The following is a 26,477-nucleotide window of genomic DNA, read 5'->3' as shown; positions in this document are numbered from 1 at the left end:
GCCTATATAATCCCCGCCTTTCGTGGAGAACAGTCCTTTATGCCAACGTCCTTTCTAGAAATTGTCGAGTTACCAGACGGCCGTATCGAGCTGCGCAGGGCCGAGGACGAGGGTTCTCTGGTTACTTTGGATTTCTCCGAGGACGCCAAGGCATTCCTGCAAGGGCAGCACGTGGAAGTCGCCAAGGCGATGTTGAGCGTCGGTGTTCAGATGGCAGGTCGCCTGGTTGAAGGCGAATTCGACAAGGAAGAGGGGTCGCGGGTTCTTCATTGACCGCCGCCTGTCGCTTTTCTTGATGTCGTTACTCATCGGCTTCTCTATCCCTAGAGAAGCCTTGCGCGGTAAATCACGCGTTTGTCCGCCGGTTAACCCAGTCGAATATTCAGGCTCTGAGCGTCCCCTGTGCGGGCGGCGCTGATCAGTTGTTGTCGTAATTGGGGGCTCAGCGGGTTGATCCAGCTGACCACCGTATGGCTACGACCCAGGCGCAGGGCTTCGCAAGTCAGTTGCTGGGCGCTCTGGGTGCCCCGCGGCTGCAGCAGCAGAATGCGCTCGCGGTTAAGGCCGGCATCTCGCAGCCAGGCTTGAGTCAGGCTGGCAGGTGGTGCAATCAGTGTCAGCCAGCGTGCGTCCTGGTCCTGGCTCAGTTCCCTGAGGATCGGTGCCAGAAGGCTCAGGCAGTTCCCGGCTGCACCACGCAGTGACAGCTCGCTGAAAGCGTCAGGTTCGGCGCTCCAGGGGGACTCGACTACGTCTTTCAGGATCGGCGCCAATGGCTGTGCCATGAACGCTTCGAACAACGGCAGTTGGGTTTGCTGTGGTGATGTCTGTGGGAACTGCATGGTGCCTCCTTTAGCGGCGAATGACGCCGACGCTCAAGCCTTCGATCACCAGTTCCTGGTCTTGAAGGTTCACTTCGATAGGGGCGAACTCGGGGTTCTCGGCGATCAGCCAGACTTTGCTGCCGTCACGCTTGAAGCGCTTGACGGTAACTTCGTCGCCGATCCGCGCAACGACGATCTGGCCGTTACGGGCTTCGCGGGTGGTGTGGACCGCCAGCAGGTCGCCGTCAAATATGCCGATATCCTTCATGCTCATCCCATGGACGCGCAGCAGGTAGTCGGCGCGGGGATGGAAGAAGGCGGGATTGATGTTGCAGGACTCTTCGATGTGTTGCTGCGCAAGAATCGGGGCGCCAGCTGCTACCCGGCCAATGATCGGCAGGGTGGAATCGTCGGCCTTGGCTTCGAAGCCGGGAATGCGGATGCCGCGGGAGGCGCCAGGCGTCATCTCGATTGCACCCTTGCGGGCCAGTGCCTTGAGATGTTCTTCCGCCGCATTGGGTGACTTGAAACCCAGTTCCTGAGCGATTTCCGCGCGGGTGGGTGGATACCCGTTGTCTTCCAGGCAGCGCTTGATGAAGGCCAGAATCTCTGCTTGTCGTGGCGTCAGCTTTAGCATATCGATCGCTCTGTTTTTTTATACAGTGACTGGGATTATATACAGTAAGGCGGTCTTGGCAATGCTCCATTTTTCAGTCGCCGCCGGACGGTCAAACAGCCGGTGGATTGAAGCTTTGCCGTTGTGTGGTTAAATGTCTGACCGACCATTCCCGAAACGAACTGCCAGACTTGACAATGCACAGGCTGAAACGTATGTTTCAAACAAGTGTTTGTCAGGCGGAGTAGCCATGGCCCAGTCGGAAACCGTTGAACGCATTCTTGATGCCGCCGAGCAGTTGTTCGCGGAAAAAGGTTTCGCCGAAACCTCGTTGCGTCTGATCACCAGCAAGGCGGGTGTCAACCTGGCGGCGGTGAACTATCACTTCGGTTCGAAGAAGGCGTTGATTCAAGCGGTTTTCTCTCGGTTCCTCGGGCCATTCTGCATCAGCCTCGATAAAGAGCTGGAGCGGCGTCAGGCCAAGCCTGAAATCAAGCCGACACTCGAAGAGTTGCTGGAAATTCTCGTCGAGCAGGCACTGGTGGTGCAGCCGCGCAGTGGCAACGACCTGTCTATCTTCATGCGTTTGCTGGGGCTGGCGTTCAGTCAGAGCCAGGGGCACTTGCGTCGTTATCTGGAAGACATGTACGGCAAGGTATTTCGCCGCTATATGATGCTGGTCAACGAAGCAGCGCCACGTATTCCACCTATCGAGTTGTTCTGGCGCGTGCACTTCATGTTGGGTGCGGCGGCGTTCAGCATGTCTGGTATCAAGGCCTTGCGCGCGATTGCCGAAACCGATTTCGGCGTGAACACCTCGATCGAGCAGGTCATGCGCCTGATGGTGCCGTTCCTGGCTGCCGGCATGCGCGCCGAATCCGGCGTTACCGACTCGGCCATGGCCACGGCCCAGTTGCGTCCGCGTAGCAAATCGACACCGGTTGCCGCCAAGGTTTAACCGCACACGGGTGGGCGCGACAGCTGACATCCGCTAAGCTAGCCGCCCATGCCGACTCTCGTTCTGAACCCGTTTCCCATTGAAATCGCCGACCTTCCGGGCATAGCGTCTGGCGGCGAATTCGTTTGGGCCGGGTTTTCTGTTATCAAGGAATTTCTATGACTGCTGGCTTGCAAGGCTCGTTGATGGTGGACGTCGCCGGTACCTGGCTGACGGCTGAAGATCGCCAATTGTTGCGCCAGCCTGAAGTGGGTGGCCTGATCATCTTTGCCCGCAACATCGAGCATCCGCGTCAAGTACGCGAGCTGAGTGCAGCCATTCGCGCCATTCGTCCCGATCTGCTGTTGGCGGTGGATCAAGAGGGCGGCCGCGTGCAGCGCCTGCGCCAGGGATTCATGCGATTGCCCGCCATGCGCGCCATTGCCGACAACCCGAACGCCGAATACCTGGCCGAGCAGTGCGGCTGGATCATGGCCACCGAAGTGTTGGCCGTTGGCCTGGACCTGAGCTTTGCGCCGGTGCTGGACCTTGATTACCAGCGCAGCGCCGTTGTCGGCACGCGTTCGTTCGAAGGCGATCCCGCGCGCGCTGCCTTGCTCGCGGGTGCATTCATCCGTGGGATGAACAGCGCCGGAATGGCCGCCACCGGCAAGCACTTCCCCGGCCACGGCTGGGCTGAAGCGGATTCTCACGTCGCGATTCCCAACGACGAACGCAGCCTCGACGAGATCCGCGCCAATGACCTGGTGCCGTTTGCCAAGCTGAGCAAGCAACTGGCCGCGGTCATGCCGGCCCACGTCATTTATCCACAAGTCGATTCCCAGCCCGCCGGTTTCTCCCGCCGCTGGTTGCAGGACATCCTGCGTGGCGAGTTGCAGTTCGATGGCGTGATCTTCAGTGACGACCTGTCCATGGCGGGCGCTCACGTGGTCGGCGATGCCGCCAGCCGTATCGAAGCGGCGCTGACTGCCGGGTGCGACATGGGGCTGGTGTGCAACGACCGTGCGGCCGCCGAACTGGCCCTGAGCGCTGCCCAGCGTCTGAAGGTCAAGCCTTCCGAGCGCATTGCGCGGATGCGTGGCCAGTCGTTTGCCAGCACCGAATACCGTCAAGACCCGCGCTGGCTGGCCGCTGTCGGCACGCTCAAAGAAGCTCAATTGATTGATTAAGGACTGTTCGTTATGACGGTTTACGCGATTATCGGTGGCACTGGCCTGACTCAACTCGAAGGCCTGAGCATTCGCCAGTCACTGGCATTGGACACGCCTTATGGCGCACCTTCGGCCGATGTTCAGGTCGGCGAGTATGCCGGCAAGGAAGTACTGTTCCTCGCGCGTCACGGTCATCCCCATCGTTTTCCGCCGCATCAGGTCAACTACCGCGCCAACCTCTGGGCGCTGAAGCAGGCCGGTGCCGAAGCCATTCTGGCGGTCAACGCCGTGGGCGGCATCCATGCAGCGATGGGCACCGGGCATTTCTGCGTGCCGCATCAGTTGATCGACTACACCAGTGGTCGTGAGCACACCTACTTTTCCGATGACCTGGAGCACGTCACCCATATCGACTTCAGCTACCCCTACAGCGAGCCGTTGCGTCAGCAACTGATTGCGGCATTGGCGGCGGAAGGCGTGGGCTACAGCAGTCATGGCGTGTATGCCTGCACTCAAGGGCCGCGCCTGGAGACAGTGGCTGAAATTGCCAGGCTGGAGCGCGATGGCTGCGACATCGTCGGCATGACCGGTATGCCGGAAGCCGCCTTGGCCCGCGAGCTGGAACTCGATTACGCCTGTCTGGCGCTGGTGGTGAACCCGGCGGCGGGCAAGTCGACGGCGGTGATCACCATGGCCGAGATCGAGCAGGCCTTGCATGACGGTATGGGCAAGGTGAAATCGACACTGGCGCGGGCGCTCAAGGGCTGAGTCAGCCTTGGCACCGAGTTGACCCTATCGCGAGCAAACTCGCTCCCACAGTGTCCGCGTCTTTTGCGGACACCTCTGAACCTGTGGGAGCGACGGTGCGGCGATCCGACTTGCTCGCGATGACGGACTAAAAAACGCCGCAGATCTCAACGTTTTTCGAGGTTTTCCGGCAGCGGCGCAAACAGCGCCTCGATATCATCGCTCTGCAGTTTCCAGTCCCCGGCCTTGCGCCCATCCAATACGCCGGCCGCGAGGTCGGATTTTTCCTTTTGCAGGTGCTGAATCTTTTCTTCCACCGTGCCGCGCGCAATCAGTTTGTAGACGAACACCGGCTTCTCCTGGCCGATGCGATACGCACGGTCGGTCGCCTGGTTTTCTGTCGCCGGGTTCCACCACGGGTCGTAATGAATCACCGTGTCCGCTTCTGTCAGGTTCAGGCCAACGCCACCGGCCTTCAGGCTGATCAGAAAAATCTGACGCTTGCCGCTCTGGAATTCCTTCACCGGTGTGCGGCGGTCGCGGGTCTGGCCGGTCAACAGAGCGTAGGCCACGCCGCGTTTGTTCAGTTCGTCTTCGATCAGTGACAGCATTGAAGTGAACTGCGAGAACAGCAGGATCCGCCGACCTTCCTCGAACAATTCCTCGAGCATTTCCATCAGGCTGTCGAGCTTGCCTGACGTGCTGCCACGGCTTGGCAGGGTCGCATCGTTGACCAGGCGCAAATCGCAGCACACTTGACGCAGCTTGAGCAGGGCTTCGAGAATGATGATCTGGCTGCGGGCCACGCCTTTGCGGGTGATCTCGTCGCGGACCTTCTTGTCCATGGCCAGGCGCATGGTTTCGTACACGTCGCGCTGGGCCTCGTTGAGTTCGACCCAGTGGATGATCTCGGTTTTCGGCGGCAATTCGGTAGCCACCTGTTCCTTGGTGCGGCGCAGCAGGAAAGGTTTGATGCGGCCGTTGAGGTGCTGGAGTCTGACTTCGTTGGTGCGTTTTTCAATCGGCACGCGGTAATCGCGGTTGAAACTTTTGACGTCGCCCAGCCAGCCGGGCAACAGAAAGTGAAACAGCGACCAGAGTTCACCGAGATGGTTTTCCAGCGGTGTGCCACTCAGGCACAGGCGCTGCCGGGCATTGAGCTCGCGGGCAGCCTGGGCGGCCTTGCTGGTCGGGTTCTTGATGTATTGCGCTTCATCCAGCACCAGTATGTGCAAAGGCTGCGCCGCCAGGCGTTCGACATCCTTGGGCAGCAGCGCATAGGTGGTCAGGATCAGATCGTAGTCAGCCAGCTTGTCGAAGTGCTTTTTGCGGCCGGCACCGTATAGCGCCAGTACTTTGAGCTGCGGCGTAAAGTGCGCCGCTTCGTCGAGCCAGTTGGGGATCAGGCTGGTCGGCATCACCACCATGCATGGCCGATCGAGACGACCGGCATTTTTCTCGCTCAGGACGTGCGCCAGTGTCTGCAGGGTTTTGCCCAGGCCCATGTCATCGGCAAGGATTCCACCCACTTCCAGCTGCCGCAGCGATTGCATCCAGCTCAAGCCCTCAAGCTGATACGGACGCAACGTCGCATTCAGGCCGTCCGGGGCGACGGCCGTGTGGTCCTTGATGTCGCGCAGGCGCTGGGCAAAGGTGCGGATTTGTTCGCCGCCCTCCCAGAGCAGTGGCATGTCTTCCAGCGGGTTCAGGCGCGTGGCATCGGCCTTGCTCAGGCGCAGCGTGGTGTCGCCGGGCTCCTGCAGGTAGAACTCGCCGAGGGTGGCCAGCACCGGTTTCAAGCGACCGAAGGGCAGGGCGACTTGCAGCGGGCCGTGCCCGGAGTTCGGGCGATTGGGGATGTTGACCAGGATCAGCTCGTCGTCGCGTCGTCGGGCAAGGCGTTCCGGGTTGAGGATTTCGGTGTGGGAGCGCATCAGGTTGAGCAGGATCGGTAACAGGCTCAGACGTTCGCCGTTGACGATGATCCCCAGTTCCAGGTCGAACCAGTCTCGCTCCGGTGCCTGTTCGACTGTGGCGTACCAGTCGTCTACCGCCGTCAGGTCGAAACCGAAGTCCTCGTCGATCTGCAATTCCCAGCCCTGGGTGCGCAACTTCGGCAGTTCATTGAGGGTAAAGGTCAGCCAGGCGCTGTCATTGACCATCTCGAACAGCTCGCCGGCACTTTCCGGCAGGGCCTTGCTTTGCCGGGTGGCGATTTTGAAGCCGAGGATTCGCAGTTGCTCTCGGTAGGACTGTTCCACTTCCGGGTGGCGTTTTATCCGCAGCGTTTGGGTTTCCTGACGAATCAGGATATCGGTGTTTTTCTGCCCGGAAACGTACTCGTCCAGGTAACTGAAAGACAGCGCCGCGCGATGCTGGATGTAACGCTGCATTCGACCGTTGCGCGGTTCGAATGCGCTGAACTCGATGCTGGCCAGCCACAGGCGCGGAACGGGCTGCACATTGTCCACCAGCACTTGCGGCGGTGCTTTCGGACTGCGGTTTTCCAAGACTGCCTGGAGTTTTTCCAGGAGTTCGGCATCTTTGGCGGCAGCGGGGTAGTCGAGGGTTTCCTGCACTTGCAGGAGCACCGCCGCGCAATGTTTGCAGTTGCTGTGGACCGGGCAGGAGCAGGTAGCATCGACCATCAGCAGAGTGCCCTTGGCTGACTCGCGCAGGCGAATGGTCTGACGGTAAACGTTACCGCCAGAGCCTTCGCAAGCGGCGATGATCGTGGCGTCGCCGGCTTCAACGATCCTGACACGATTCTCCAGCGCGTAGCGGCGGCCACGCTCCAGGCTCTGTTCCTTGAATCGGCTGACCCAGGACGGCGCCAGGGGTTTACTCAGGGTCGCAGACATAAGGACTCTATCAGTCCGGAATTTCTTCGGGGGCTGGCCGAGGCGCAGGGGCGGTCAGGGAGGTGATCTTGATCAGCAGGCCGAGGTGGCCAGCGTCGAGGAAGTTCAGCTGTCCGTTTTTGGTATGGCTTTCTGTCTTGAGGCGTTCACTGGCAGTGACCAGGCCGTCGGCGTTTATCTGGTTGACCCAGAAGTCGGCGTCGACGTCGGTGAAACGCCCCAGTTTCATGTTCAGGGTGCCCTCGATCGGAAATTGGCCGAACTGTTCCTTGCCGTCGCTGATCGCGACTTTGGTGGCTTCCTCGCCCAGGTTCTGTTGCCAGGCTTTGTGCAGCAATACCTCGTATTGATTGCTGGCCGTGAGTTTTTCCACTTCGCCATTGAGGCTCGGCGTGCGCAGGCTGTCGGGGTTGATGCGTTGGGCACCGGCATCCCAGTCTTCCGGCGCGGCACGGCTGACAATCGCCGGCACGGCGTTTTGACGGACCAGAATCATTTCGACCTGATACAGGTCATTGGCAAATGCCGTGGGTGCAACCAGTGCCGGCATCAATAGGGTCAGCAAGGTCAGTGAGCGAAACAGGCGCATGCGGCGTCCTTCAAGCAGTTGTCGGAACGAGACGCTCGAAGAGCGCCTCTACAGTATTAAAGCGCTCTTCCGGGCGCTCCATCGGAACCATGAACTTGAACATCGTGGCGCCTTCGAATTTGTAGCGTTTTGGCTGGCTCTGGATCAGCTTGATCAGTGTCAACGGGTCGACCGGCGTCTGTGCGGCGAACTCGACGCGACCACCTTGGGGGCCGCCATCGACTTTCTTGATGCCCAGTTGCTCGGCCTGCAATTTCAATGCAGTGATGCGGATCAGGTTCTTGGTCGGCTCCGGCAACAGGCCGAAACGGTCGATCATCTCCACCTGCAAATCCTTGAGGCCGTCCTCGTCGGTGGCCGAGGCAATGCGTTTGTAGAGAATCAGGCGGGCGTGGACATCCGGCAGGTAGTCTTCCGGAATCAGCGCCGGTACCCGCAAGTTGACTTCCGGACCGCCGCCTAGCGGTTGATCGAGGTTCGGCTGCTCGCCCTTGCGGATCGACTTCACTGCGCGCTCGAGCATTTCCATGTATAGCGTGAAACCGACAGCCTGGATCTGCCCGCTCTGGCCGTCACCCAGCAGTTCTCCGGCGCCACGGATTTCCAGGTCGTTGGTGGCGAGCACGAAGCCCGCGCCGAGGTCCTGGGTGTTGGCAATCGCTTCCAGGCGCTTTTCCGCGTCCGGGGTGATTTGCTGGCGCGGTGGCGTCAGCAGGTAGGCGTATGCCTGGTGGTGGCTGCGTCCGACCCGGCCGCGCAACTGGTGCAACTGTGCCAGGCCGAACTTGTCGGCACGCTCGATGATGATGGTGTTGGCGCTCGGTACGTCGATGCCGGTCTCGATGATGGTCGAGGCAATCAGCACATTGAAGCGCTTGTGGTAGAAGTCGCTCATCACCTGTTCGAGTTCGCGCTCGCGCATCTGCCCGTGGCCGATGCCGATCCGTGCTTCCGGCACCAGTTCGGCCAGATCGGCAGCGCATTTCTCGATTGTCTTCACGTCGTTGTGCAGGTAATAGACCTGACCGCCACGGAGCAATTCACGCAGCAAGGCCTCTTTGACCGTGCTCTTGTTCTGCTCCATGACGAAGGTGCGTACCGACAGGCGACGGGCCGGCGGCGTGGCGATGATCGACAGGTCACGCATACCCGACACCGCCATGTTCAGCGTGCGCGGAATCGGCGTGGCGGTCAGGGTCAGGATGTCGACTTCACTGCGAAGCGCCTTGAGCTGTTCTTTCTGGCGCACGCCGAAACGGTGTTCCTCGTCGATGATCACAAGGCCCAGGTTTTTGATTTTGACGTCGTCCTGCAGCAGCTTGTGCGTGCCGATGACGATGTCGATCTTGCCTTCGGCCAGGTCCGCGACCGCCGCATTCACTTCCTTGGCCGATTTGAAGCGGCTCATCACTTCCACGGTCACCGGCCAGTCGGCAAAGCGGTCGCGGAAGCTGTTGTAGTGCTGTTGGGCGAGCAGGGTGGTCGGCACCAGAATCGCCACCTGGCGACCGCCGTGCACCGCAATGAACGCGGCGCGCATTGCCACTTCGGTCTTGCCGAAGCCGACGTCGCCGCACACCAGGCGATCCATCGGCTTGGGCGCAAGCATGTCTTCGCGCACCGCTTCGATGGTGGTTTGCTGGTCCGGGGTTTCTTCGAACGGAAAACCGGCGCTGAAGGTGGCGTAGTCGGCCTTCGGGTCGGCGAAAGCGTAGCCTTCACGGGCAGCGCGACGTGCATAGATGTCGAGCAACTCGGCGGCCACGTCGCGAACCTGTTCGGCGGCCTTGCGCTTGGCTTTCTGCCAGGTCTCGGAGCCCAGGCGATGCAGCGGGGCCAGGGCATCGTCGCTGCCGGTGTAGCGGGCGATCAGGTGCAGGTTGGCCACCGGCACATACAGCTTGGCGCCTTCGGCGTATTCCAGGGCGAGGAATTCAGCGGTCTGGTTGTCGATTTCCAGGGTTGCCAAGCCCAGGTAGCGGCCGACACCGTGGTCGATATGCACCACCGGAGCACCTTCGCGCAGCTCGGTGAGGTTCTTGATGACGGCATCGTTGTTGGCATCGGCGCGCTTTTCGCGGCGACGGCGCTGCATCACGCGCTGGCCGAACAGCGGGCTTTCGGCGACGAGGGCCAGGGCCGGGTCATCGAGCAGCAAGCCTTCGTCGAGCGGGGCGATGGTGATCGCCAGCCGTTCCTTGCCCGCGACAAAGTCCGGCCAGCTGTCGACGGTTTTCGGTCGCAGCTTCAAGCGCTCCAGCAGTTCCAGCAGCACTTCGCGGCGGCCTGCCGATTCGGCGGTAAACAACACGCGACCGGGGAATTCGTCGAGGAAACCAGCCAGTGCTGCCAATGGCTGGGTGGCCTTGGCTTCGATGGCCAGGTTCGGCAGTTCTCGAGCCGGGAAGCGCTCGCGGCCGCCACCGCTTTCAATGTCCTGCTGGCTGGCCACTACGCGCGGCCAGTTCTTCAGGCGCGCGAAGCAGTCTTCCACTGGAAGGAACAACTCGGCTGGCGGTAATAAGGGACGGGACGGATCGACACGACGTTCTTCATAGCGATTGCGCACATCGTTCCAGAAATTCTCGGCGGCCTGTTCGATGCCCGGCAGGGAAAACACTTGCGTGTCCTGTGGCAGGTAATCGAACAGCGTCGAGGTTTCTTCGAAGAACAATGGCAGGTAGTACTCGATACCGGCCGGGGTGATCCCGCTGTTCAAGTCCTGGAAGATCGGGCAGCGACGGAAATCGACATCGAAGCGCTCGCGAAAACGCGCCTTGAAGCGGGTCACGGCTTCTTTCTCCAGCGGGAACTCCTTGGCCGGCAGCAGTTTGACCGAGTCGACTTTGTCGATGGAGCGTTGATTCTCCGGGTCGAAGGTGCGCAGGGTTTCGATTTCGTCGTCGAACAGATCGATGCGATACGGCAGCTTGCTGCCCATCGGGAACAGGTCGATCAGCGAACCGCGAACGGTGAACTCGCCGTGTTCATACACCGTATCGACGTAGCGATAGCCCGTGGCTTCGAGCCGGGTGCGCATTTGCTCGACGTCGAGCTTCTGGCCGACATCCAGCACCAAACTGCTGCCGAGCAGGAATTTGGTGGGCGCCAGTCGGTGCAGGGCCGTGGTGATCGGCACCACCAGCACGCCATGACTCAACTCCGGCAGTCGATAGAGCGCCGAGATACGTTGGGAAATGATGTCCTGGTGCGGTGAAAACAGGTCGTAGGGCAGGGTTTCCCAGTCGGGAAAGTGCAGTACGGGCAAATCCGGGGCGAAGAAAGCCAGCTCCTGTTCCAGCCGTTCGGCACTTTGGCTATCGGCGGTCAGCAGCAGGGTAAAGCGCTTGGCAGCGCTGGCGGCCTCGGCGATAGCCAGGCTCAGGGCGGCACCGGGCAGGTTGCCCCAATGCTGTTTACCTGCCGCGGCAGGGAGAAGCGGTAGACGCAGAACGGGCACGGAAGGTTGAGCTCCAAGCGTTGCGACAAAGTCGGTAATTGTAGCGGTCAGGAGTGCCGCCTGTCAGTTGCAGACTGTGTCTAAAGTACGGGTTTGGCGAAATGTAGTGGTAAAGACAAAATTCTGCGCTTTTTTACCTAAAATTAATGAATATGTAGTGGCAAAAACAACGAGTGTTACGGAGGGTTACGGATAAGGAGACTTTGGCTCCAAAAAATTGACTGTGCTGAAAGCCCCGGTTTTATTGGGCTGGAGCGAGGCGTAATTTTTTTGAACGACGATTTGTTACGTAAAGCGCGACGGGCGCGCATTGCTACCGCTGTCACTCGGCGGCATAATGTAGCCCCTTTTTTCTGCCCCTACATGTGGAAGGTTCCCGTGACTCAGAAGCCCGACCAGTGTCTTGGTGAATGGATCGACCGTGAAGCACTCGCAGAAGCGATGATTCCGCTTATCGGTCAGCTCTACCGCAATAACAACGTGGTGAGCTCGATCTATGGCCGCAGCCTGATCAACCGCTCGGTGATTTCGATCCTCAAAGCGCACCGCTTTGCCCGTCATCGCCAGACCGACGAAACCGAACTCTCCGTCCACGAAACATTCCCGCTACTCAAGGCGATGAGCGAGCTCAAGCTCGGTGCCGCTTCGGTAGACCTGGGCAAGCTGGCGGCCAAATTCAAGGCCGAAGGCAATGGCCGTAGTGCCGAGCAGTTCGTCCGTGAAGAGATGGCTGACGTGGTTGGCCAGCAGAACGCTTCCGCCCGCAAAGGCACCGACGTTGTCCTTTACGGCTTCGGTCGTATCGGCCGTCTGCTGGCACGCATCCTGATCGAGAAAACCGGTGGTGGCGACGGCCTGCGCCTGCGCGCCATCGTTGTCCGCAAGGGCGCCGAGAACGACCTGGTCAAACGTGCCAGCCTGCTGCGTCGCGACTCGGTCCATGGCCCGTTCGATGGCACCATCACCATCGATGAAGCCAACAACACCATCACCGCCAACGGCAACCTGATCCAGGTTATCTACGCCAAGAGCCCGGCCGAAGTCGACTACACCCAGTACGGCATCGAAAACGCTCTGATCGTCGACAACACCGGTGTATGGCGTGACGCCGATGGCCTGGGCCAGCACCTGGCTTGCCCGGGCGCTGCCCGCGTAATCCTCACCGCACCTGGCAAGGGCGCGCTGAAGAACATCGTGCACGGCATCAACCACGGCGAAATCACCCCTGACGACAAGATCATCTCGGCCGCTTCGTGCACCACCAACGCCATCGTGCCGGTGCTCAAAGCTGTGAATGACAAGTACGGCATCGTCAACGGCCACGTCGAAACCGTTCACTCGTTCACCAACGACCAGAACCTGATCGACAACTTCCACAAGGGCAGCCGTCGTGGCCGCGCAGCGCCGCTGAACATGGTAATCACCGAGACCGGTGCCGCCACTGCAGCCGCCAAGGCTCTGCCAGTGTTGAAGGGCAAGCTGACCGGTAACGCGATTCGCGTTCCTACGCCGAACGTGTCGATGGCTATCCTGAACCTGAATCTGGAAAAGGCCACCACTCGCGAAGAGATCAACGAGTACCTGCGCCAGATGGCCATGCACTCGGATCTGCACAAGCAGATCGACTATGTCAGCTCCCAGGAAGTGGTTTCCACCGACTTCGTTGGCTCGCGCCACGCAGGCGTAGTGGACGCTGAAGCGACCATCACCCAGGATAACCGCGTTGTTCTGTACGTTTGGTACGACAACGAGTTCGGTTACAGCTGCCAAGTGGTTCGCGTGATGGAAGACATGGCCGGTGTAAACCCGCCAGCATTCCCGCGCTAAGCCTTAGCTGCACATGAAAACGCCCCGGCCTTGGTCGGGGCGTTTTTGTTTGTGCTGCTTTTGTCTATTGGGGGATGTGTTGTTCGCACTGGCCTCATCGCGAGCAAGCTCGCTCCCACAGGGTGTGGTGGTGTTTGCACGGTAGTGATCACGCCAGCTATCCAATGTGGGAGCGAGCTTGCTCGCGATAGCGGTCTGAGAGAGCTATCAATGCTGAATGTGATGGCCTCTTCGCGAGCAAGCCCGCTCCCACGGTTCTATCGCATAATGGCTGGCCCTGGCGGCGTGTCAGGGGATGCATTGGGGAGCTCGGGAATTGTTGATCAGGTGGCTGGGGGTGGCATTTTTGTTGCTCGGCGCACTATCAGGCTGCGGCAACGGCGACACTCTGGAGAGCTTCGGCGGCCCGACCATGGGCAGCACTTATTCGATCAAGTATGTGCGCCATGCCGACCTTCCGGCGCCGGACGAAGTCCGTGTCCAGGTCGAGCAGATCCTCGCTGACATTGACCGGCAAATGTCGACTTACCGCAGCGACTCCGACATCGAACGCTTCAACGCATTGCCGGCCAATCGTTGTCAGGTAATGCCGGCGCCGATCCTCGAACTGGTCCGCGTGGGCGAGCAACTGTCAGTGCAAAGCGATGGTTCCTACGACCTGACGGTGGAGCCGTTGCTGAATCTCTGGGGATTTGGCCCGCAGGCCCGCGGGGAAAAAGTCCCGACCGCCGAAGCGCTCGCCGAAGCCCGCCAGCGCGTTGGCCACCAACATTTGCGCATCGATGGTGATCAGCTATGCAAGGACGCCGCCGTCGAGGTCGATTTCAACAGCATTGCCGCCGGTTATGCGGTGGACACGATTGCCGCAAGACTCGAGGCGATGGGCATCCATGACTACCTCGCTGAGGCCACGGGCGAACTCAAGGCGTCCGGCAGGAAGGCCGACGGCTCGCCGTGGCGCATTGCCCTGGAAGAGCCGAGGGATGACCGGCAGGTGGCGGAGCGGGTCATTGTTGTCGACGGCTATGGTCTGTCCACTTCCGGCGACTACCGGAATTATTTCGAGCAGGACGGACAGCGTTTTTCCCACACCTTTGATGCCCGCACCGGTGCGCCGGTCTCACACACCCTGGCGTCCGTCACAGTGATTCATTCTTCTGCGTTGATGGCCGATGGCTTATCGACGCTGTTGCTGATTCTCGGCCCGGAACGCGGTTGGGACTACGCAGAAAAACACGATATCGGCGCATTTTTTGTGATTCGTGCCGATACAGGTTTCGTCACACGCAGCAGTCCCGCTTTTGAACGCATCAGTGGCGAAAAAACCGAATGATTTCGGCGATTTGAGCATTGAAAACTGGCGTTGTAGCGCAGGCAAAAGTAGCCTACGACGCGACCAAGGGTTAATGTGCGCGGCGTTAACGCTTCTATAGACTGTGTCCGGGTTCTGCACTGGCCCCAAATTGTTCCTTCATGCCACGCATTGGCGTGATTTAGCCGCAGGTGCCGAGGGTGCCGCGGCCTGTTCTGAGGAGTACGCATGGCTGTCTACAACTACGACGTGGTGGTGTTGGGTTCCGGCCCGGCAGGGGAAGGCGCGGCAATGAACGCCGCCAAGGCAGGGCGCAAGGTGGCGATGGTCGATAGCCGTCGCCAGGTCGGCGGCAACTGCACTCACTTGGGCACCATCCCGTCCAAGGCACTGCGTCACTCGGTGCGGCAGATCATGCAATTCAACACCAACCCGATGTTCCGGGCCATTGGTGAACCGCGCTGGTTCTCGTTCCCGGACGTGTTGAAAAGCGCCGAGAAAGTCATCTCCAAGCAAGTCGCTTCGCGTACCGGCTACTACGCCCGTAACCGCGTCGATGTGTTCTTCGGCACCGGCAGCTTCGCCGACGAGCAAACCATCGAAGTGGTCTGCGCCAACGGCGTGGTCGAGAAACTGGTGGCCAAACACATCATCATTGCCACCGGTTCGCGTCCTTATCGCCCGGCGGACATCGATTTCCACCACCCGCGTATCTACGATAGCGACACCATCCTCAGCCTCGGCCACACCCCACGCAAACTCATCGTTTACGGTGCTGGCGTGATCGGGTGCGAATACGCCTCGATCTTCAGCGGCCTGGGTGTATTGGTTGAATTGGTGGACAACCGTGGGCAACTGCTGAGCTTCCTCGACTCGGAAATTTCCCAGGCCCTGAGTTATCACTTCAGCAACAACAACATCACGGTTCGCCACAACGAAGACTACGACCGCGTCGAAGGCGTGGACAACGGCGTGATCCTGCACCTCAAGTCCGGCAAGAAGATCAAGGCCGACGCCTTGCTCTGGTGTAACGGTCGTACCGGCAACACCGACCAGTTGGGTCTGGAAAACATCGGCGTGAAGGTCAACAGCCGTGGCCAGATCGAAGTCGACGAGGCGTACCGCACCTGCGTGCCGAACATCTACGGCGCCGGTGACGTGATCGGCTGGCCAAGCCTGGCCAGTGCCGCCCACGACCAAGGTCGTTCGGCCGCTGGCAGCATCGTCGATAACGGTAGCTGGCGCTTTGTGAATGACGTGCCGACGGGCATCTACACCATTCCCGAGATCAGTTCGATCGGCAAGAACGAGCAGGAACTGACTCAGGCCAAGGTGCCGTACGAAGTGGGCAAGGCCTTCTTCAAGAGCATGGCGCGGGCGCAGATCGCTGGCGAACCGCAAGGCATGCTGAAGATCCTGTTCCACCGTGAAACCCTGGAAGTGCTGGGTGTTCACTGCTTCGGTTATCAGGCGTCGGAGATCGTGCACATCGGTCAGGCGATCATGAACCAGCCGGGCGAACTCAATACGTTGAAGTACTTCGTCAACACCACGTTCAACTACCCGACCATGGCCGAAGCCTATCGGGTAGCCGCGTACGACGGCCTCAACCGGCTTTTTTGACGGGCTCCGGCCGGTGGCCTGAGCCGGCCGGGGAGACCGATTTCAGCAATTCTCGAGCGTGGCGGTGGCCAAACCGGGAAAGTCTGTAATCAGGCTGTCAACGCCGAAGTCGGCGAGTCTGCGCATCAGCGCGGGCTCGTTGACGGTCCATACCGACACATGCAGCCCCTGACGCTGCGCTCTTTGCAGGCGTTCGGGCGTGCACAGGGTCCAGTTCAGCGCCAGAATTTCACAGCCGTAACTGGCCGCGACCTTCAGCGGGTCGAGCCAGGCGTATTCGGCCACCAGCCCCCGGGACACGTCCGGCACCAGTTCCAGCGCGGCCTTGAGCACTTCACGAGAACTCGAGGTGATGGTCACCTTGTCCATCAGGCCATGACGCTGCACCATTTCGCGAATCGCCAGCACGGTGGTCGCGGCACGCATCCGTGATGCACTTTTGACTTCCAGCTGCCAGTGATCGAAGTCGCACTTCTCGAACAGTTCCTCCAGAGTCGGAATCGGGCAAGGCTTGATCCAGCCCGGTCCACCCTTGCGTGCGTCATACGTCACAAGCTCGGCCGCCGTGTGTTCGACGACCTTGCCGCGACGGTCGGTGGTGCGCTTGAGGGTCGGGTCGTGGATGACCATCAGCTCGCCGTCCTTGGACAGGTGCAGGTCCAGTTCGCAGCGACGCACGCCGTGCTTGAGACATTCCTGAAAGCTGGTCAGGGTGTTTTCCGGTGCTTCGCCCTTGGCGCCGCGATGGCCGTAGATGAGGGTCACGGTTCTTCCTTAATTTAATTGCCTGATTCGAGTTGGTCGCGGGCCAGGCGTCGTTCCTGGGCCTGCTTTTGCAAGATGTGGCGGGCCAGCAGTTGGCGTTGGGCGTCGGTCAGGTGTTCGAACTCGGTGCCGACGTCATAGCCGTCGCCCTTGCGGTCGCAATGGGTGACGCGGGCGCGTAGCAGCAGGCCCAGGGCTTGCGGCATCAGCACCAGTTTGACCGACAGGCGTGCGCCGGCGGCAATGGGCGATGGATGCTGAAAGTCGATGCCGCCTTCGGAGATGATCACTGGCTGCGGTTCGCCAATTTGCCCGAGCGCGGTGATGGCGATCACCTGGCTGAGCAAGTCGATGCGTTTGTTCTGGGATTTGAGGAACGCCGCGAGGTTCCGGTCGCGTTCGCTGATCTGGCGCAACAGGTGTTGCGACTCGAATTCACTCAGGTGCAGTTCGCTGAGCAAGTTGAAGAGTGGGGAAGCATCCTGCAACACTTCCTGGCCTGTGGCTTCAGTAGCGGACAGGGGCCGAATTTCCAGTGCGATCGTATCCTCGATACGGTAGTATTCGCGGCGATCTTCTTCATCTAATGTCGACATGGCGAACCCATGGTAGCGGCGGTGGTCTGAGTGTAAAGCTGGTTATCGACCCCCGCCACAAGGACGTTCCTTTTCCCTCCGAACAAGCCCCGACATGTTCAGACCTCTCTTCGTATTTATCGGCACGCGTTACACCCGTGCAAAGCGTCGCAATCATTTTGTGTCATTCATTTCCCTGACTTCGATGATCGGGCTCGCCCTTGGCGTGGTCGTGATGATCGTGGTGCTGTCGGTGATGAATGGCTTCGATCATGAGATGCGCACCCGCGTGCTGGGCATGGTGCCCCACGCGACCATCGAGTCCGGTGAGGCGATCAGCGATTGGCAAGGCCTGGCCGCGAAGGTCAAGCAGAACCCGCAGGTGACGGCCGTGGCGCCGTTTACGCAAATGCAGGGTTTGCTGACCAATAACGGCAAGGTCTCGAAAGTCCTGCTCAATGCCATCGACCCGGCGCAAGAGCGCCAGGTGTCGATCATCGATCAATTCATGACCCAGGGAAAACTCGATGACCTGGTGCCGGGTGAGTTCGGCATCGTCATCGGCGACAAGGCCGCGGCCAAGCTCGGTGCGGCCATCGGCGACAAGCTGACCTTCGTCGCGCCCGAAGTCACGGTGACCCCGGCCGGGATGTTCCCGCGCATGAAGCGCTTTACCGTGGTCGGCATCTTCCATGTCGGCGCCGGTGAGCTCGATGGCTATCTTGGCGTCACCAACCTGCAGGACCTGGCCCGGCTGCACCGCTGGAAACCGGATCAGGTCCAGGGCCTGCGCCTGAAGTTCGACGATCTGTTCCAGGCGCCGCGCACCGCGTGGAGCATCGCCCGCGACCTCGGCGAAGACCGCTACTACGCCCGCGACTGGACCCGTACCCACGGCAACCTGTATCAGGCGATCCGCATGGAAAAAGCCATGATCGGCCTGTTGCTGCTGCTGATCGTTGCCGTCGCTGCGTTCAACATCATTTCCACGCTGGTGATGGTGGTGAATGACAAGAAGGGCGATATCGCGATCCTGCGCACGCTGGGCGCCACACCAGGCACGATCATGCGCACGTTCATGGTGCAAGGCACCGTGATTGGCGTAGTCGGTACCGCGATCGGCGCGGTGGTCGGGATCTTCGCCGCGCTGAACGTCAGCGCCGCGATCTCGGCCCTCGAAGGCCTGATCGGGCACAAGTTCCTCAACGCCGACGTGTACTTCATCGATTACCTGCCGTCGCAGGTGCAGAGCCAGGACGTCGTGATGGTCTGCTCCGCGGCGTTGGTCCTGAGTTTCCTCGCCACCCTGTATCCAGCCTGGCGTGCCGCGCGCACCCAGCCTGCGGAGGCGCTACGTTATGAGTGAGTCGGGCATGAGTGATAAAGCAATCTTGAGCTGCCGCAGCCTGGGCAAATCCTACGAGGAAGGCCCGGAATCGGTGGAAGTGTTGGCCGGCCTGCAACTGGAGTTGCACCCGGGCGAACGTGTGGCGATTGTCGGCAAGTCAGGCTCGGGCAAAAGTACCTTGCTCAACCTGCTGGGTGGCCTCGATACGCCGACCAAGGGCAGCGTCTGGCTCGACGGTGAAGAACTGTCGGCGCTGAGCGAGAAGAAGCGCGGCCTGCTGCGCAATCGCGCCCTCGGCTTCGTGTACCAGTTCCACCACCTGCTGCCGGAATTCACCGCCCTGGAAAACGTCTGCATGCCGCTGCTGATCGGCAAGACAGCGATCCCCGAAGCGCGTCAGCGTGCCACGGCGTTGCTGGAGCGGGTAGGGCTGGGGCATCGCCTGGAGCACAAGCCGGCCGAACTGTCCGGTGGTGAGCGTCAGCGCGTGGCCATCGCCCGCGCCCTGGTGAACAATCCGGGCCTGGTGATGCTCGACGAGCCGACCGGCAACCTCGATTCACACACCGCTCAGGGGATTCAGGACTTGATGCTGGAGCTCAGCACCTCGATGCGCACGGCGTTCCTGGTGGTGACCCACGACATGAACCTCGCCCGCCAGATGGACCGCGTCCTGCACTTGCAGGAAGGTTGCCTGACTCCCATCTAACGGATTGAAACCCGACGCGACCGAAAGGTGCGTCGGGTCTTTTATTTTTATACGGTGCCCCAGCGAATGTTCAGACCGTTATCGATCTTTATCGGCACGCGCTATACCCGCGCCAAGCGCCGTAATCGCTTTGTTTCCTTCATCTCGATGACCTCGATGATCGGCCTCGCCCTCGGCGTGCTGGCGATGATCGTGGTGCTGTCGGTGATGAACGGCTTTCAGCGCGAAATGAGCTCACGCATCCTCGGCATGGTGCCGCACGCCACTATCGTCGGCGTGAACCCGATTGACGACTGGAAGCCTGTGGCGGCGGCCGCGATGAAAAACCCGGAAGTGACGGCGGCGGTGCCGTTCACCGAGATGGAGGGCATGCTGTCTTACAAGGGCACGATGCAGCCGATCCAGGTCAGCGGTGTCGACCCGGCGCTGGAAGGCCAGGTGTCGATCGTCGCCAAGCACATCGTTCAGGGGAGCCTGGAAGCCCTGAAGCCGGGCGAATTTGGCGTGGTGATCGGGCAGATCACGGCGCGCCGCTTCCGCTTGAACGTGGGCGACAAGATCACCTTGATCGTGCCTGAAGTCAGCAATGCGCCGGGCGGCATTACCCCGCGCATGCAGCGGCTGAATGTGGTCGGCGTGTTCAAGGTCGGTGCGGAACTGGACGGCACCATGGCGTTGATCCACATGGCCGATGCCGCGCAGATGCAGCGCTGGGAGCCGAATCAGGTGCAGAGCGTGCGCCTGGCGGTGAAAGACTTGTATGCCGCGCCGCAAGTGTCGAACGACATCGCCACCGGGCTGGGCGCTGCCTACAAGGCTGACGACTGGACCCACACCCAGGGCAGCCTGTTCAGCGCGATGAAGATGGAAAAAACCATGATCGGCCTGCTGTTGCTGATGATCGTCGCGGTGGCAGCGTTCAACATCATCGCGACCCTGATCATGGTGGTGAACGACAAGGGGGCGGACATCGCGATCCTGCGTACCATCGGCGCCACGCCACGGCAGATCATGGCGATCTTCGTAGTGCAGGGCACGGTGATCGGCATCGTCGGCACCTTGATTGGCGGTGTATTGGGCGTGATTGCCGCGCTGAACGTCAGCCAGATAGTGGGCTGGATCGAGCGGGTCAGCGGGCAGCACATCTTCAGTTCCGACGTGTACTTTGTCAGTAACCTGCCGTCTGAGCTGCAAGGCGCGGATGTGGCGCTGATCTGCACGGCGGGGTTTGTCATGAGCTTCCTGGCCACGGTTTACCCGGCCTGGCGTGCGGCCAAGATCGAGCCGGCTCATGCACTTAGATATTCGTAACCAATAACACCGTCATCGCGAGCAAGCTCGCTCCCACTGTAGATCTGAGTCAGCTCGGTCAACTGTGGGAGCGAGCTTGCTCGCGATGAGGCTGGACCTGCCGGCCTCAATCCCCCCTTGGCAACTCGATCACAAACCGCGTCCACCCATTCTCCGATTCGCAACGAATCTGCCCGCCATGGGCACGGATGATCGACTGGGTGATCGCCAGTCCCAGTCCCGCATGTTCGCTACTGCCTTCACGACGCGCAGGATCGGCCCGGTAAAACCGGTCAAACAGGCGCGGCAATAGATCGTTGGAAATCTGTTGGCCCGTGTTTTCAACGGTCAGGCGCAAGTCTTTTGGTTGATCGACGATTCGCACCCGAACCTCGCCATCGACCGGCGTGAATCGCAGTGCGTTGTCCAGAAGGTTCGACAGTGCCCTGCGCAACATGCTGCGGTCACCTTCGATACGGGCATTGCCGTCACGGCTCAGTTTTACCTGCGCGTCTTCCGCCAGTGGCGCAAAAAACTCCAGCAGCAGATCCGTTTCCTGTCCCAGTTCCAACGGTTCGCGCTTGGGGATTAACAGTCCATGGTCAGCCTTGGCCAGATAGAGCATGTCGTTGACCAGTTGCGCCATCCATTGCAGCTCTTCGAGGTTACTGTGCAGGGCTTCGCGGTAGTCCTCGATGGGGCGAGGGCGGGTGAGGGTGACCTGGGTGTGGGTGAGCAGGTTCGACAATGGCGTGCGCAGTTCATGGGCAATGTCGGCGGAGAAGGCCGACAGGCGCTGAAACGAGTCGTCGAGGCGTCCGAGCATTGCGTTGAAGTTGTGGGCCATTTCCGCGAGTTCCGGCGGCATGTTTTCTTCAGGTAGCCGCGAGTTCAGCGATTGCGCGGAAACACCACTGGCCACCGCGCTGATCCGCCTTAACGGGCGCAAGCCGCTGCGTGCCGCCCAGGCGCCCAGCAGTGCGGTGGCCAGGGCTGACAGGCCGACGGTCAGCCAGATCAAATGCTGCATGCGTTGCAGAAAGTGCTGGTGATGGGTGATGTCCAACAGCAGGGTCAGTTGCGGTGACTCGGGTTTGTCCGAGAAAAGCGGCGCATTGAGGACGCGGTAATCTGTGCCTTCATGGCTCACCGTCGATAATCCGGACCGGCGCGGCAGTGCCTGGGGGATGTTGGTCGAGCTGTCATACCAGCGCTGGCCGTCACTGCCGGTGATTCGCAGGGACAGGTCAGCTTGCCGGCTCAGTTCCTCGGCCAGTTTCACTTCGCTGTCACTCGACTGCAAGTCGTGCAGGGCCCGACGCAAGCCAATCAGCTTGCCGTCCAGCAGTTGCTGGTCGAGTTCAACGAAGTGCGCCTCGCTGGCGCGGCTGAAGAGCACCCCGGCGAACAACGACACCACGGCGGTGCAAGCGGCGAACAGCAGGGCCAGGCGGCTGCTCAAGGAGAGACGGCGCATCAGGCGGGACGCTCTTCAAGGACGTAGCCCATGCCGCGTACGGTATGGATCAGCTTGTTGGGGAATTCATCGTCGATCTTCAGGCGCAAGCGACGGATCGCCACTTCGATGACATTGGTGTCGCTGTCGAAGTTCATGTCCCAGACCTGGGAAGCAATCAGCGACTTGGGCAGGACTTCGCCTTGGCGGCGCAGGAGCATTTCCAGCAGGGCGAATTCCTTGGCGGTCAGGTCGATACGCTGGCCGCTGCGCTCCACCCGGCGCCGGATCAGGTCCAGGCGCAGGTCGGCCAGTTGCAGGTTGGTCTCCTGCGGCGTGGTGCTGCCGCGACGCAACAGGCTACGGACCCGGGCAAGCAGTTCGGAGAAGGCAAACGGCTTGACCAGATAGTCATCGGCGCCCAGTTCGAGGCCGTAGACCCTGTCCTCCACGGCGTCACGGGCGGTCAGAAAAAGTACCGGTGTGTCCAGGCCGGCGTTGCGCACTGCCTGGAGAATTTGCCAGCCATCACGACCCGGCAGCATTACATCAAGAATCAGCAGGGCATATTCGCCGCTGAGGGCCAATTGCTGACCGGTGTTGCCGTCGGCCACCAGTTCCGTATTGAATCCGGCCTCGGTCAGGCCCTGGCGTAAATAATGGCCGGTTTTCGGTTGGTCTTCGACGATCAGCAGTTTCATGGGCGACTCATGGCAAGTGGAACGAAGGCTTTATACCGTGGGCAGCATTCGCACAGGGCAACCTGACAAAGTTGTAATCAGACTGTCAGGTTGCGGGCAGTGGCAGCAGTTTAGAGTTTTGCGCATGCTGAGCCCTAACTTGTTGGAGTATGACGATGTTTTTACGCAAATCCGTGGCGCAAACCCTGTGTTTGCTGGCGCTGAGTTCACCGGTGTGGGCAGACGCCGGGCGTACCTACGATTTCGGTCAGCCGGCCTCGACAGCCAAGGCGACCCGCAGCATCGAGGTGGTGATGGGGGACATGTCCTTCACGCCTAAGTCCCTCGATATCAAGGCCGGGGAAACCGTGCGCTTCGTGCTGGTCAATAAAGGCCAGTTGCTGCACGAGTTCAACTTGGGGGATGCGGCATTGCACGCCAGGCACCAGCAGGAAATGTTGCAGATGCAACAGAGCGGCATGCTGGCGCCAACCGGCATGAAGGCAATGGCCGGCATGGATCACAGCAAAATGGACCACGGCATGAAGCATGATGACCCCAACAGCGTGCTGGTGGAACCGGGCAAGACCGCCGAGCTGACCTGGGCCTTCAGCAAGGCCACCAGCCTTGAGTTTGCCTGCAATATTCCCGGTCATTACCAGGCCGGTATGGTCGGCAAACTGACTGTCAGTCAGTAAGCACTCAAAGGCGGGAGCAAAGGCTGATAGAATCCGCTGATTCTTCAGTCAGGTTTCCGCCATGCATCCCGCAGCCGAACACTCGCCGCTGGGCAAGTCCAGCGAATACATCGCCACCTACACGCCGTCCTTGCTGTTCCCGATTCCGCGCACCGCGAAGTGGGCGGAGCTGGGCCTGACGGCGCAAACCCTGCCGTACAAAGGCGTGGACTTCTGGAACTGCTTCGAGCTGTCCTGGCTGCTGCCGTCGGGCAAGCCGGTGGTGGCGATTGGCGAATTCAGCATTCCGGCGGATTCGCCGAACATCATCGAGTCGAAGTCGTTCAAGCTCTACCTCAACTCCCTGAACCAGACGCCGTTTGTCGATACGGCGAGCCTTGAGGCGACGCTGGTCAAGGACTTGTCGGCGGCTGCCGGCAAGCCGGTGGGTGTGCGCATTCGCAGTCTCAAGGAGGTCGAGAGCGAAGGCGTCGTGGCCTTGCCGGGCGTGTGCATCGATGAACTGGATATCAGTGTCAGCAACTACGAGCATCCACGGCCGGAACTGCTGCGTTGCGATGATTCGCGCATTGTCGAGGAGAGCGTGCACAGCCATTTGCTCAAGTCCAACTGCCCGGTCACCAGCCAGCCGGACTGGGGCAGCGTCGCGGTGGAGTACCGTGGCGCGGCGCTGGATCATGCAAGCCTGCTCGAGTACATCGTCAGTTTCCGCCAGCACTCGGACTTCCATGAACAGTGTGTAGAGCGGATCTTTCTCGACCTGCAGCGGTTGCTGAAGCCAGAGAAATTGACGGTCTATGCGCGTTATGTGCGTCGTGGCGGGCTGGATATCAACCCGTATCGCAGCACTGAAGAGATGCAGCTGCCGAACCATCGCCTGGTCCGTCAGTAACGAAACCCTGTAGGAGCGAGCAAGCACGCTCCTACAAAGGCATTGGTGGGTTCAGATCCCCATATTGGCCAAGGCCTGCCCGATGCTGCGCAGGGTGCCGGCAAGAGTTGGATGTTCGAGTTCGAAGCGGTCGACAGCCAGGTTGACGCCATCGGCTAGGCTGGAGTCCTTGGTTTTTGTTTCAAGATCAAGCTGCAGTTCAATCTGCTGCATGAGCGCGTGCAAATCCTCGCGCTCGACTTCGGTCAGCGGAGGATTCTGTTCCAATTGCTCGCGCAGGGCATTGAGCTGTTCTTGCAGTTCGCGGGCAGGCATGGCGTTCTTCCTTTTCTCGATTGGCACTGGCATAGACCGCAACGGAGCGCCAAGGCGGCGCGCCAAAGTTCTATGGCTCCCTTTAGATTAATCCACTCGCGCGCAACGTGCATGATCTCGATCAGGGCTTTTCGCCCTTGAACCGACGCAAGCTGATATCGATCAGGCAGGTGTCGAGTTCACCGAGGTGATCGATCACCGAATGCACGCCCAGGCCGAACAGCTGCATCGTGGCCTTGGCGCGTTTGATGTCGCGCTCCTGTTGGGTCAACGCGTTCCATTCCTGGGGCGTCAGCCCGCACAGCGAGCCGCAGGACGCCAGGCCGATAGTCCACAACCCGGCATTGAGCCCTGCTTGCAGCAAGCGGGGTTCGCCGCTCACCAGTACACAGCCGTCGAGTCGGTCGACATTCAGGGTCATCAAGGCTTGCCAGCAGGCATTCGGGGCGGGCCATGGAATGTATGTTTCTGGATGTTGCGAAGGTTTGATCCACTCCGGCAGTGCAGCGGCCAGGGAATGGCTGAGGGCAGGGGGGAGTTCATCGAGCCAGGCGCAGGGGATCTGCTGGCGCTGCAAGCTGCGCAGGCTATCCAGCGCGCCGGGCGTAGCCTCGGTGTGTTCGGTCGAGTGGCTGCCGTGCCGGTGCGTGTGTGCGCCGAAATCCACCAGGCAGCCACTGAGGCCGAACAGTACGGCGGTCAGGCTGGGTGCGGTTTGGGGCAAGGCTTCGGCGAGCGGCATGTGTACGTCCCTGAAATAGCCTGAAGGCTAGTGGGCGACGGTGACAGTTGAGTGACATGGATGTAAATCGCTCACATTTGGCACGATTCTTTCGGTGTTGCTTTCGTGCAAAGTGCCTTAAACGGCGTTTACGTCATATACTTGCCAACTTATTGCCTGGGCCAAGCGCCCGAGCCAGTACAAACCAAGGAGTTTTTTTCTATGCGCTGGAGCAATCATCTAGCCAGGATTTGTGTATGCGCCAGTGTGATGCTGGTTCCGTTCGTTGCCCAGGCAGCCACGGAAGAGGATCCTTGGGAAAGCGTCAACCGCCCGATTTTCAAGTTCAACGACGTGATCGACACCTACGCGCTCAAACCCCTGGCCCAGGGCTACCAGTACGTGACGCCGCAGTTTGTCGAAGACGGTGTTCACAACTTCTTCCGCAACATCGGTGATGTGCGCAACCTGGCCAACGATATCCTGCAGGCCAAACCTCGTGCCGCAGGCGTTGATACCGCACGAATCATTTTCAACACCACCTTCGGCTTGCTGGGCGTCATTGATGTCGGCACGAAAATGGGCCTGCAGCGCAATGACGAAGACTTCGGTCAGACGCTGGGCTACTGGGGTGTCGGCAGCGGCCCTTACGTGATGCTGCCTCTGCTGGGGCCAAGCACCTTGCGTGATGCGCCGTCCAAGTACGTCGACAGCTACACCGGCGCTTATCGTTACATAAACGATGTTCCGGTGCGTAACTCGTTCAACGCCCTGGATATCATCGATACCCGTGCCAACCTGCTGTCGAGCGAGAAGCTGATCACCGGCGACAAGTACACCTTCATCCGTAATGCGTACTTGCAGAACCGTGAATTCAAGGTGAAAGACGGTCAGGTCGAAGACGATTTTTGATCTCGACCGGTAAACTGAAGAAGGCGGCCATCAAGGCCGCCTTCTTTTTGTCTGCGAAGAGCCGCATGCAGATGAAATCGCGGTTTTCACTGTAGTCCAGGCCGGTTTGACTCGTGGGTTCGAACCTTCCATTGGGTTACGGATTTGC

At 60.2% G+C, this 26,477-nt stretch carries 24 protein-coding genes; 13 read left to right on the top strand and 11 right to left on the bottom strand.

The window, feature by feature from the left end:
- Positions 1–39: 39 nt before the first annotated feature.
- Positions 40–273, top strand: a complete 234-nt coding sequence (locus AC3WTM_RS09050; protein WP_046041430.1) for a hypothetical protein — start codon at positions 40–42, stop codon at positions 271–273.
- A gap of 92 nt (positions 274–365) precedes the next feature.
- Here the strand turns inward: AC3WTM_RS09050 and sulA are convergent, their stop codons facing one another.
- Positions 366–842, bottom strand: coding sequence for an SOS-induced cell division inhibitor SulA (gene sulA / locus AC3WTM_RS09045; RefSeq protein ID WP_102668927.1), 477 nt, complete (start codon positions 840–842; stop codon positions 366–368).
- A gap of 10 nt (positions 843–852) precedes the next feature.
- Positions 853–1,461: a transcriptional repressor LexA gene (gene lexA, locus AC3WTM_RS09040; protein WP_007995278.1), complete on the bottom strand. Its 609-nt coding sequence runs from the start codon at positions 1,459–1,461 to the stop codon at positions 853–855.
- Positions 1,462–1,690: 229 nt separating this feature from the next.
- On the opposite strand from lexA, the gene AC3WTM_RS09035 reads away from it, so the two are divergent.
- The 3 genes from AC3WTM_RS09035 to AC3WTM_RS09025 all read left to right on the top strand — a co-directional run bounded on the left by AC3WTM_RS09035 (position 1,691) and on the right by AC3WTM_RS09025 (position 4,317).
- Positions 1,691–2,398: a TetR/AcrR family transcriptional regulator gene (locus AC3WTM_RS09035; protein ID WP_102668926.1), complete on the top strand. Its 708-nt coding sequence runs from the start codon at positions 1,691–1,693 to the stop codon at positions 2,396–2,398.
- Between the two features lie 158 nt (positions 2,399–2,556).
- Positions 2,557–3,567 (top strand): beta-N-acetylhexosaminidase, encoded by a 1,011-nt coding sequence (gene nagZ / locus AC3WTM_RS09030; protein ID WP_102668925.1) that lies wholly within the window; start codon positions 2,557–2,559, stop codon positions 3,565–3,567.
- Positions 3,568–3,579: 12 nt separating this feature from the next.
- Positions 3,580–4,317 (top strand): S-methyl-5'-thioinosine phosphorylase, encoded by a 738-nt coding sequence (locus AC3WTM_RS09025; protein ID WP_102668924.1) that lies wholly within the window; start codon positions 3,580–3,582, stop codon positions 4,315–4,317.
- 146 nt (positions 4,318–4,463) lie between these two features.
- On the opposite strand, the gene AC3WTM_RS09020 is transcribed toward AC3WTM_RS09025, so the two are convergent.
- From AC3WTM_RS09020 to mfd, 3 genes are read right to left on the bottom strand one after another with little or no spacing between them, the layout of a single operon-like run.
- The gene (locus AC3WTM_RS09020; protein ID WP_102668923.1) at positions 4,464–7,157 is read right to left on the bottom strand and encodes a DEAD/DEAH box helicase; all 2,694 of its coding nucleotides are present in this window, start codon (positions 7,155–7,157) and stop codon (positions 4,464–4,466) included.
- Between the two features lie 10 nt (positions 7,158–7,167).
- Complete coding sequence (locus AC3WTM_RS09015) at positions 7,168–7,746, bottom strand: CsiV family protein (protein WP_102668922.1); 579 nt, start codon at positions 7,744–7,746, stop codon at positions 7,168–7,170.
- A gap of 10 nt (positions 7,747–7,756) precedes the next feature.
- Entirely contained in the window at positions 7,757–11,206 is a 3,450-nt protein-coding gene (gene mfd, locus AC3WTM_RS09010; protein WP_102685542.1) for a transcription-repair coupling factor, read from the bottom strand.
- 363 nt (positions 11,207–11,569) lie between these two features.
- On the opposite strand from mfd, the gene AC3WTM_RS09005 reads away from it, so the two are divergent.
- From AC3WTM_RS09005 to sthA, 3 genes are all read left to right on the top strand, one after another.
- Positions 11,570–13,033, top strand: coding sequence for a glyceraldehyde-3-phosphate dehydrogenase (locus tag AC3WTM_RS09005; protein WP_102668920.1), 1,464 nt, complete (start codon positions 11,570–11,572; stop codon positions 13,031–13,033).
- Between the two features lie 295 nt (positions 13,034–13,328).
- Entirely contained in the window at positions 13,329–14,366 is a 1,038-nt protein-coding gene (locus AC3WTM_RS09000) for an FAD:protein FMN transferase (protein WP_102668919.1), read from the top strand.
- A gap of 207 nt (positions 14,367–14,573) precedes the next feature.
- On the top strand, positions 14,574–15,968 hold the full coding sequence (sthA, locus tag AC3WTM_RS08995) for a Si-specific NAD(P)(+) transhydrogenase (protein ID WP_007984277.1): 1,395 nt from the start codon (positions 14,574–14,576) through the stop codon (positions 15,966–15,968).
- A gap of 42 nt (positions 15,969–16,010) precedes the next feature.
- Here the strand turns inward: sthA and AC3WTM_RS08990 are convergent, their stop codons facing one another.
- Positions 16,011–16,733, bottom strand: coding sequence for a glycerophosphodiester phosphodiesterase (locus AC3WTM_RS08990; protein WP_102668918.1), 723 nt, complete (start codon positions 16,731–16,733; stop codon positions 16,011–16,013).
- Between the two features lie 14 nt (positions 16,734–16,747).
- Positions 16,748–17,329 (bottom strand): PilZ domain-containing protein, encoded by a 582-nt coding sequence (locus tag AC3WTM_RS08985; protein ID WP_102668917.1) that lies wholly within the window; start codon positions 17,327–17,329, stop codon positions 16,748–16,750.
- Positions 17,330–17,423: 94 nt separating this feature from the next.
- On the opposite strand from AC3WTM_RS08985, the gene AC3WTM_RS08980 reads away from it, so the two are divergent.
- The 3 genes from AC3WTM_RS08980 to AC3WTM_RS08970 all read left to right on the top strand — a co-directional run bounded on the left by AC3WTM_RS08980 (position 17,424) and on the right by AC3WTM_RS08970 (position 20,676).
- Entirely contained in the window at positions 17,424–18,674 is a 1,251-nt protein-coding gene (locus AC3WTM_RS08980) for a lipoprotein-releasing ABC transporter permease subunit (RefSeq protein WP_102668916.1), read from the top strand.
- Between the two features lie 7 nt (positions 18,675–18,681).
- Positions 18,682–19,365, top strand: coding sequence for a lipoprotein-releasing ABC transporter ATP-binding protein LolD (gene lolD, locus AC3WTM_RS08975; protein ID WP_173677889.1), 684 nt, complete (start codon positions 18,682–18,684; stop codon positions 19,363–19,365).
- 66 nt (positions 19,366–19,431) lie between these two features.
- Positions 19,432–20,676 (top strand): lipoprotein-releasing ABC transporter permease subunit, encoded by a 1,245-nt coding sequence (locus AC3WTM_RS08970; protein ID WP_057715642.1) that lies wholly within the window; start codon positions 19,432–19,434, stop codon positions 20,674–20,676.
- Positions 20,677–20,782: 106 nt separating this feature from the next.
- On the opposite strand, the gene AC3WTM_RS08965 is transcribed toward AC3WTM_RS08970, so the two are convergent.
- Both AC3WTM_RS08965 and AC3WTM_RS08960 read right to left on the bottom strand, forming a co-directional pair.
- On the bottom strand, positions 20,783–22,132 hold the full coding sequence (locus tag AC3WTM_RS08965; RefSeq protein ID WP_102668915.1) for a heavy metal sensor histidine kinase: 1,350 nt from the start codon (positions 22,130–22,132) through the stop codon (positions 20,783–20,785).
- Complete coding sequence (locus AC3WTM_RS08960) at positions 22,132–22,812, bottom strand: heavy metal response regulator transcription factor (RefSeq protein ID WP_102668914.1); 681 nt, start codon at positions 22,810–22,812, stop codon at positions 22,132–22,134. Before AC3WTM_RS08960 ends, AC3WTM_RS08965 begins: the two co-directional genes overlap by 1 nt.
- A gap of 155 nt (positions 22,813–22,967) precedes the next feature.
- Between AC3WTM_RS08960 and copI the strand changes: the two genes are divergently transcribed.
- Both copI and queF read left to right on the top strand, forming a co-directional pair.
- Entirely contained in the window at positions 22,968–23,489 is a 522-nt protein-coding gene (copI, locus tag AC3WTM_RS08955; RefSeq protein WP_102668913.1) for a copper-resistant cuproprotein CopI, read from the top strand.
- Between the two features lie 61 nt (positions 23,490–23,550).
- Complete coding sequence (gene queF, locus AC3WTM_RS08950; protein WP_102668912.1) at positions 23,551–24,381, top strand: NADPH-dependent 7-cyano-7-deazaguanine reductase QueF; 831 nt, start codon at positions 23,551–23,553, stop codon at positions 24,379–24,381.
- A gap of 51 nt (positions 24,382–24,432) precedes the next feature.
- On the opposite strand, the gene AC3WTM_RS08945 is transcribed toward queF, so the two are convergent.
- Both AC3WTM_RS08945 and pcrP read right to left on the bottom strand, forming a co-directional pair.
- On the bottom strand, positions 24,433–24,696 hold the full coding sequence (locus tag AC3WTM_RS08945; RefSeq protein ID WP_102668911.1) for a DUF4404 family protein: 264 nt from the start codon (positions 24,694–24,696) through the stop codon (positions 24,433–24,435).
- Between the two features lie 121 nt (positions 24,697–24,817).
- On the bottom strand, positions 24,818–25,438 hold the full coding sequence (gene pcrP / locus AC3WTM_RS08940; protein WP_102668910.1) for an HAD superfamily inactivated hydrolase PcrP: 621 nt from the start codon (positions 25,436–25,438) through the stop codon (positions 24,818–24,820).
- Between the two features lie 201 nt (positions 25,439–25,639).
- Between pcrP and AC3WTM_RS08935 the strand changes: the two genes are divergently transcribed.
- Positions 25,640–26,329 carry an MlaA family lipoprotein gene (locus tag AC3WTM_RS08935; RefSeq protein WP_102668909.1) on the top strand — a complete coding sequence of 230 codons (690 nt, stop codon included), beginning with the start codon at positions 25,640–25,642 and terminating at the stop codon, positions 26,327–26,329.
- Positions 26,330–26,477 lie beyond the last annotated feature (148 nt).

The organism is Pseudomonas sp. EU05-FHT14B02 (genome assembly GCF_058791055.1).
Note: the sequence above shows the minus strand (reverse complement) of the source record. Positions and strands in the feature narration are given on the sequence as shown.

Excerpts from the sequence above, each read along its gene's own strand:
- AC3WTM_RS09050 (WP_046041430.1), top strand. The coding sequence starts at position 40 with ATGCCAACGTCCTTTCTAGAAATTGTCGAGTTACCAGACGGCCGTATC.
- sulA (WP_102668927.1), bottom strand. The coding sequence starts at position 842 with ATGCAGTTCCCACAGACATCACCACAGCAAACCCAACTGCCGTTGTTC.
- lexA (WP_007995278.1), bottom strand. The coding sequence starts at position 1,461 with ATGCTAAAGCTGACGCCACGACAAGCAGAGATTCTGGCCTTCATCAAG.
- AC3WTM_RS09035 (WP_102668926.1), top strand. The coding sequence starts at position 1,691 with ATGGCCCAGTCGGAAACCGTTGAACGCATTCTTGATGCCGCCGAGCAG.
- nagZ (WP_102668925.1), top strand. The coding sequence starts at position 2,557 with ATGACTGCTGGCTTGCAAGGCTCGTTGATGGTGGACGTCGCCGGTACC.
- AC3WTM_RS09025 (WP_102668924.1), top strand. The coding sequence starts at position 3,580 with ATGACGGTTTACGCGATTATCGGTGGCACTGGCCTGACTCAACTCGAA.
- AC3WTM_RS09020 (WP_102668923.1), bottom strand. The coding sequence starts at position 7,157 with ATGTCTGCGACCCTGAGTAAACCCCTGGCGCCGTCCTGGGTCAGCCGA.
- AC3WTM_RS09015 (WP_102668922.1), bottom strand. The coding sequence starts at position 7,746 with ATGCGCCTGTTTCGCTCACTGACCTTGCTGACCCTATTGATGCCGGCA.
- AC3WTM_RS09005 (WP_102668920.1), top strand. The coding sequence starts at position 11,570 with ATGTGGAAGGTTCCCGTGACTCAGAAGCCCGACCAGTGTCTTGGTGAA.
- AC3WTM_RS09000 (WP_102668919.1), top strand. The coding sequence starts at position 13,329 with ATGCATTGGGGAGCTCGGGAATTGTTGATCAGGTGGCTGGGGGTGGCA.
- sthA (WP_007984277.1), top strand. The coding sequence starts at position 14,574 with ATGGCTGTCTACAACTACGACGTGGTGGTGTTGGGTTCCGGCCCGGCA.
- AC3WTM_RS08985 (WP_102668917.1), bottom strand. The coding sequence starts at position 17,329 with ATGTCGACATTAGATGAAGAAGATCGCCGCGAATACTACCGTATCGAG.
- AC3WTM_RS08980 (WP_102668916.1), top strand. The coding sequence starts at position 17,424 with ATGTTCAGACCTCTCTTCGTATTTATCGGCACGCGTTACACCCGTGCA.
- lolD (WP_173677889.1), top strand. The coding sequence starts at position 18,682 with ATGAGTGATAAAGCAATCTTGAGCTGCCGCAGCCTGGGCAAATCCTAC.
- AC3WTM_RS08970 (WP_057715642.1), top strand. The coding sequence starts at position 19,432 with ATGTTCAGACCGTTATCGATCTTTATCGGCACGCGCTATACCCGCGCC.
- AC3WTM_RS08965 (WP_102668915.1), bottom strand. The coding sequence starts at position 22,132 with ATGCGCCGTCTCTCCTTGAGCAGCCGCCTGGCCCTGCTGTTCGCCGCT.
- AC3WTM_RS08960 (WP_102668914.1), bottom strand. The coding sequence starts at position 22,812 with ATGAAACTGCTGATCGTCGAAGACCAACCGAAAACCGGCCATTATTTA.
- copI (WP_102668913.1), top strand. The coding sequence starts at position 22,968 with ATGTTTTTACGCAAATCCGTGGCGCAAACCCTGTGTTTGCTGGCGCTG.
- queF (WP_102668912.1), top strand. The coding sequence starts at position 23,551 with ATGCATCCCGCAGCCGAACACTCGCCGCTGGGCAAGTCCAGCGAATAC.
- AC3WTM_RS08945 (WP_102668911.1), bottom strand. The coding sequence starts at position 24,696 with ATGCCTGCCCGCGAACTGCAAGAACAGCTCAATGCCCTGCGCGAGCAA.
- pcrP (WP_102668910.1), bottom strand. The coding sequence starts at position 25,438 with ATGCCGCTCGCCGAAGCCTTGCCCCAAACCGCACCCAGCCTGACCGCC.
- AC3WTM_RS08935 (WP_102668909.1), top strand. The coding sequence starts at position 25,640 with ATGCGCTGGAGCAATCATCTAGCCAGGATTTGTGTATGCGCCAGTGTG.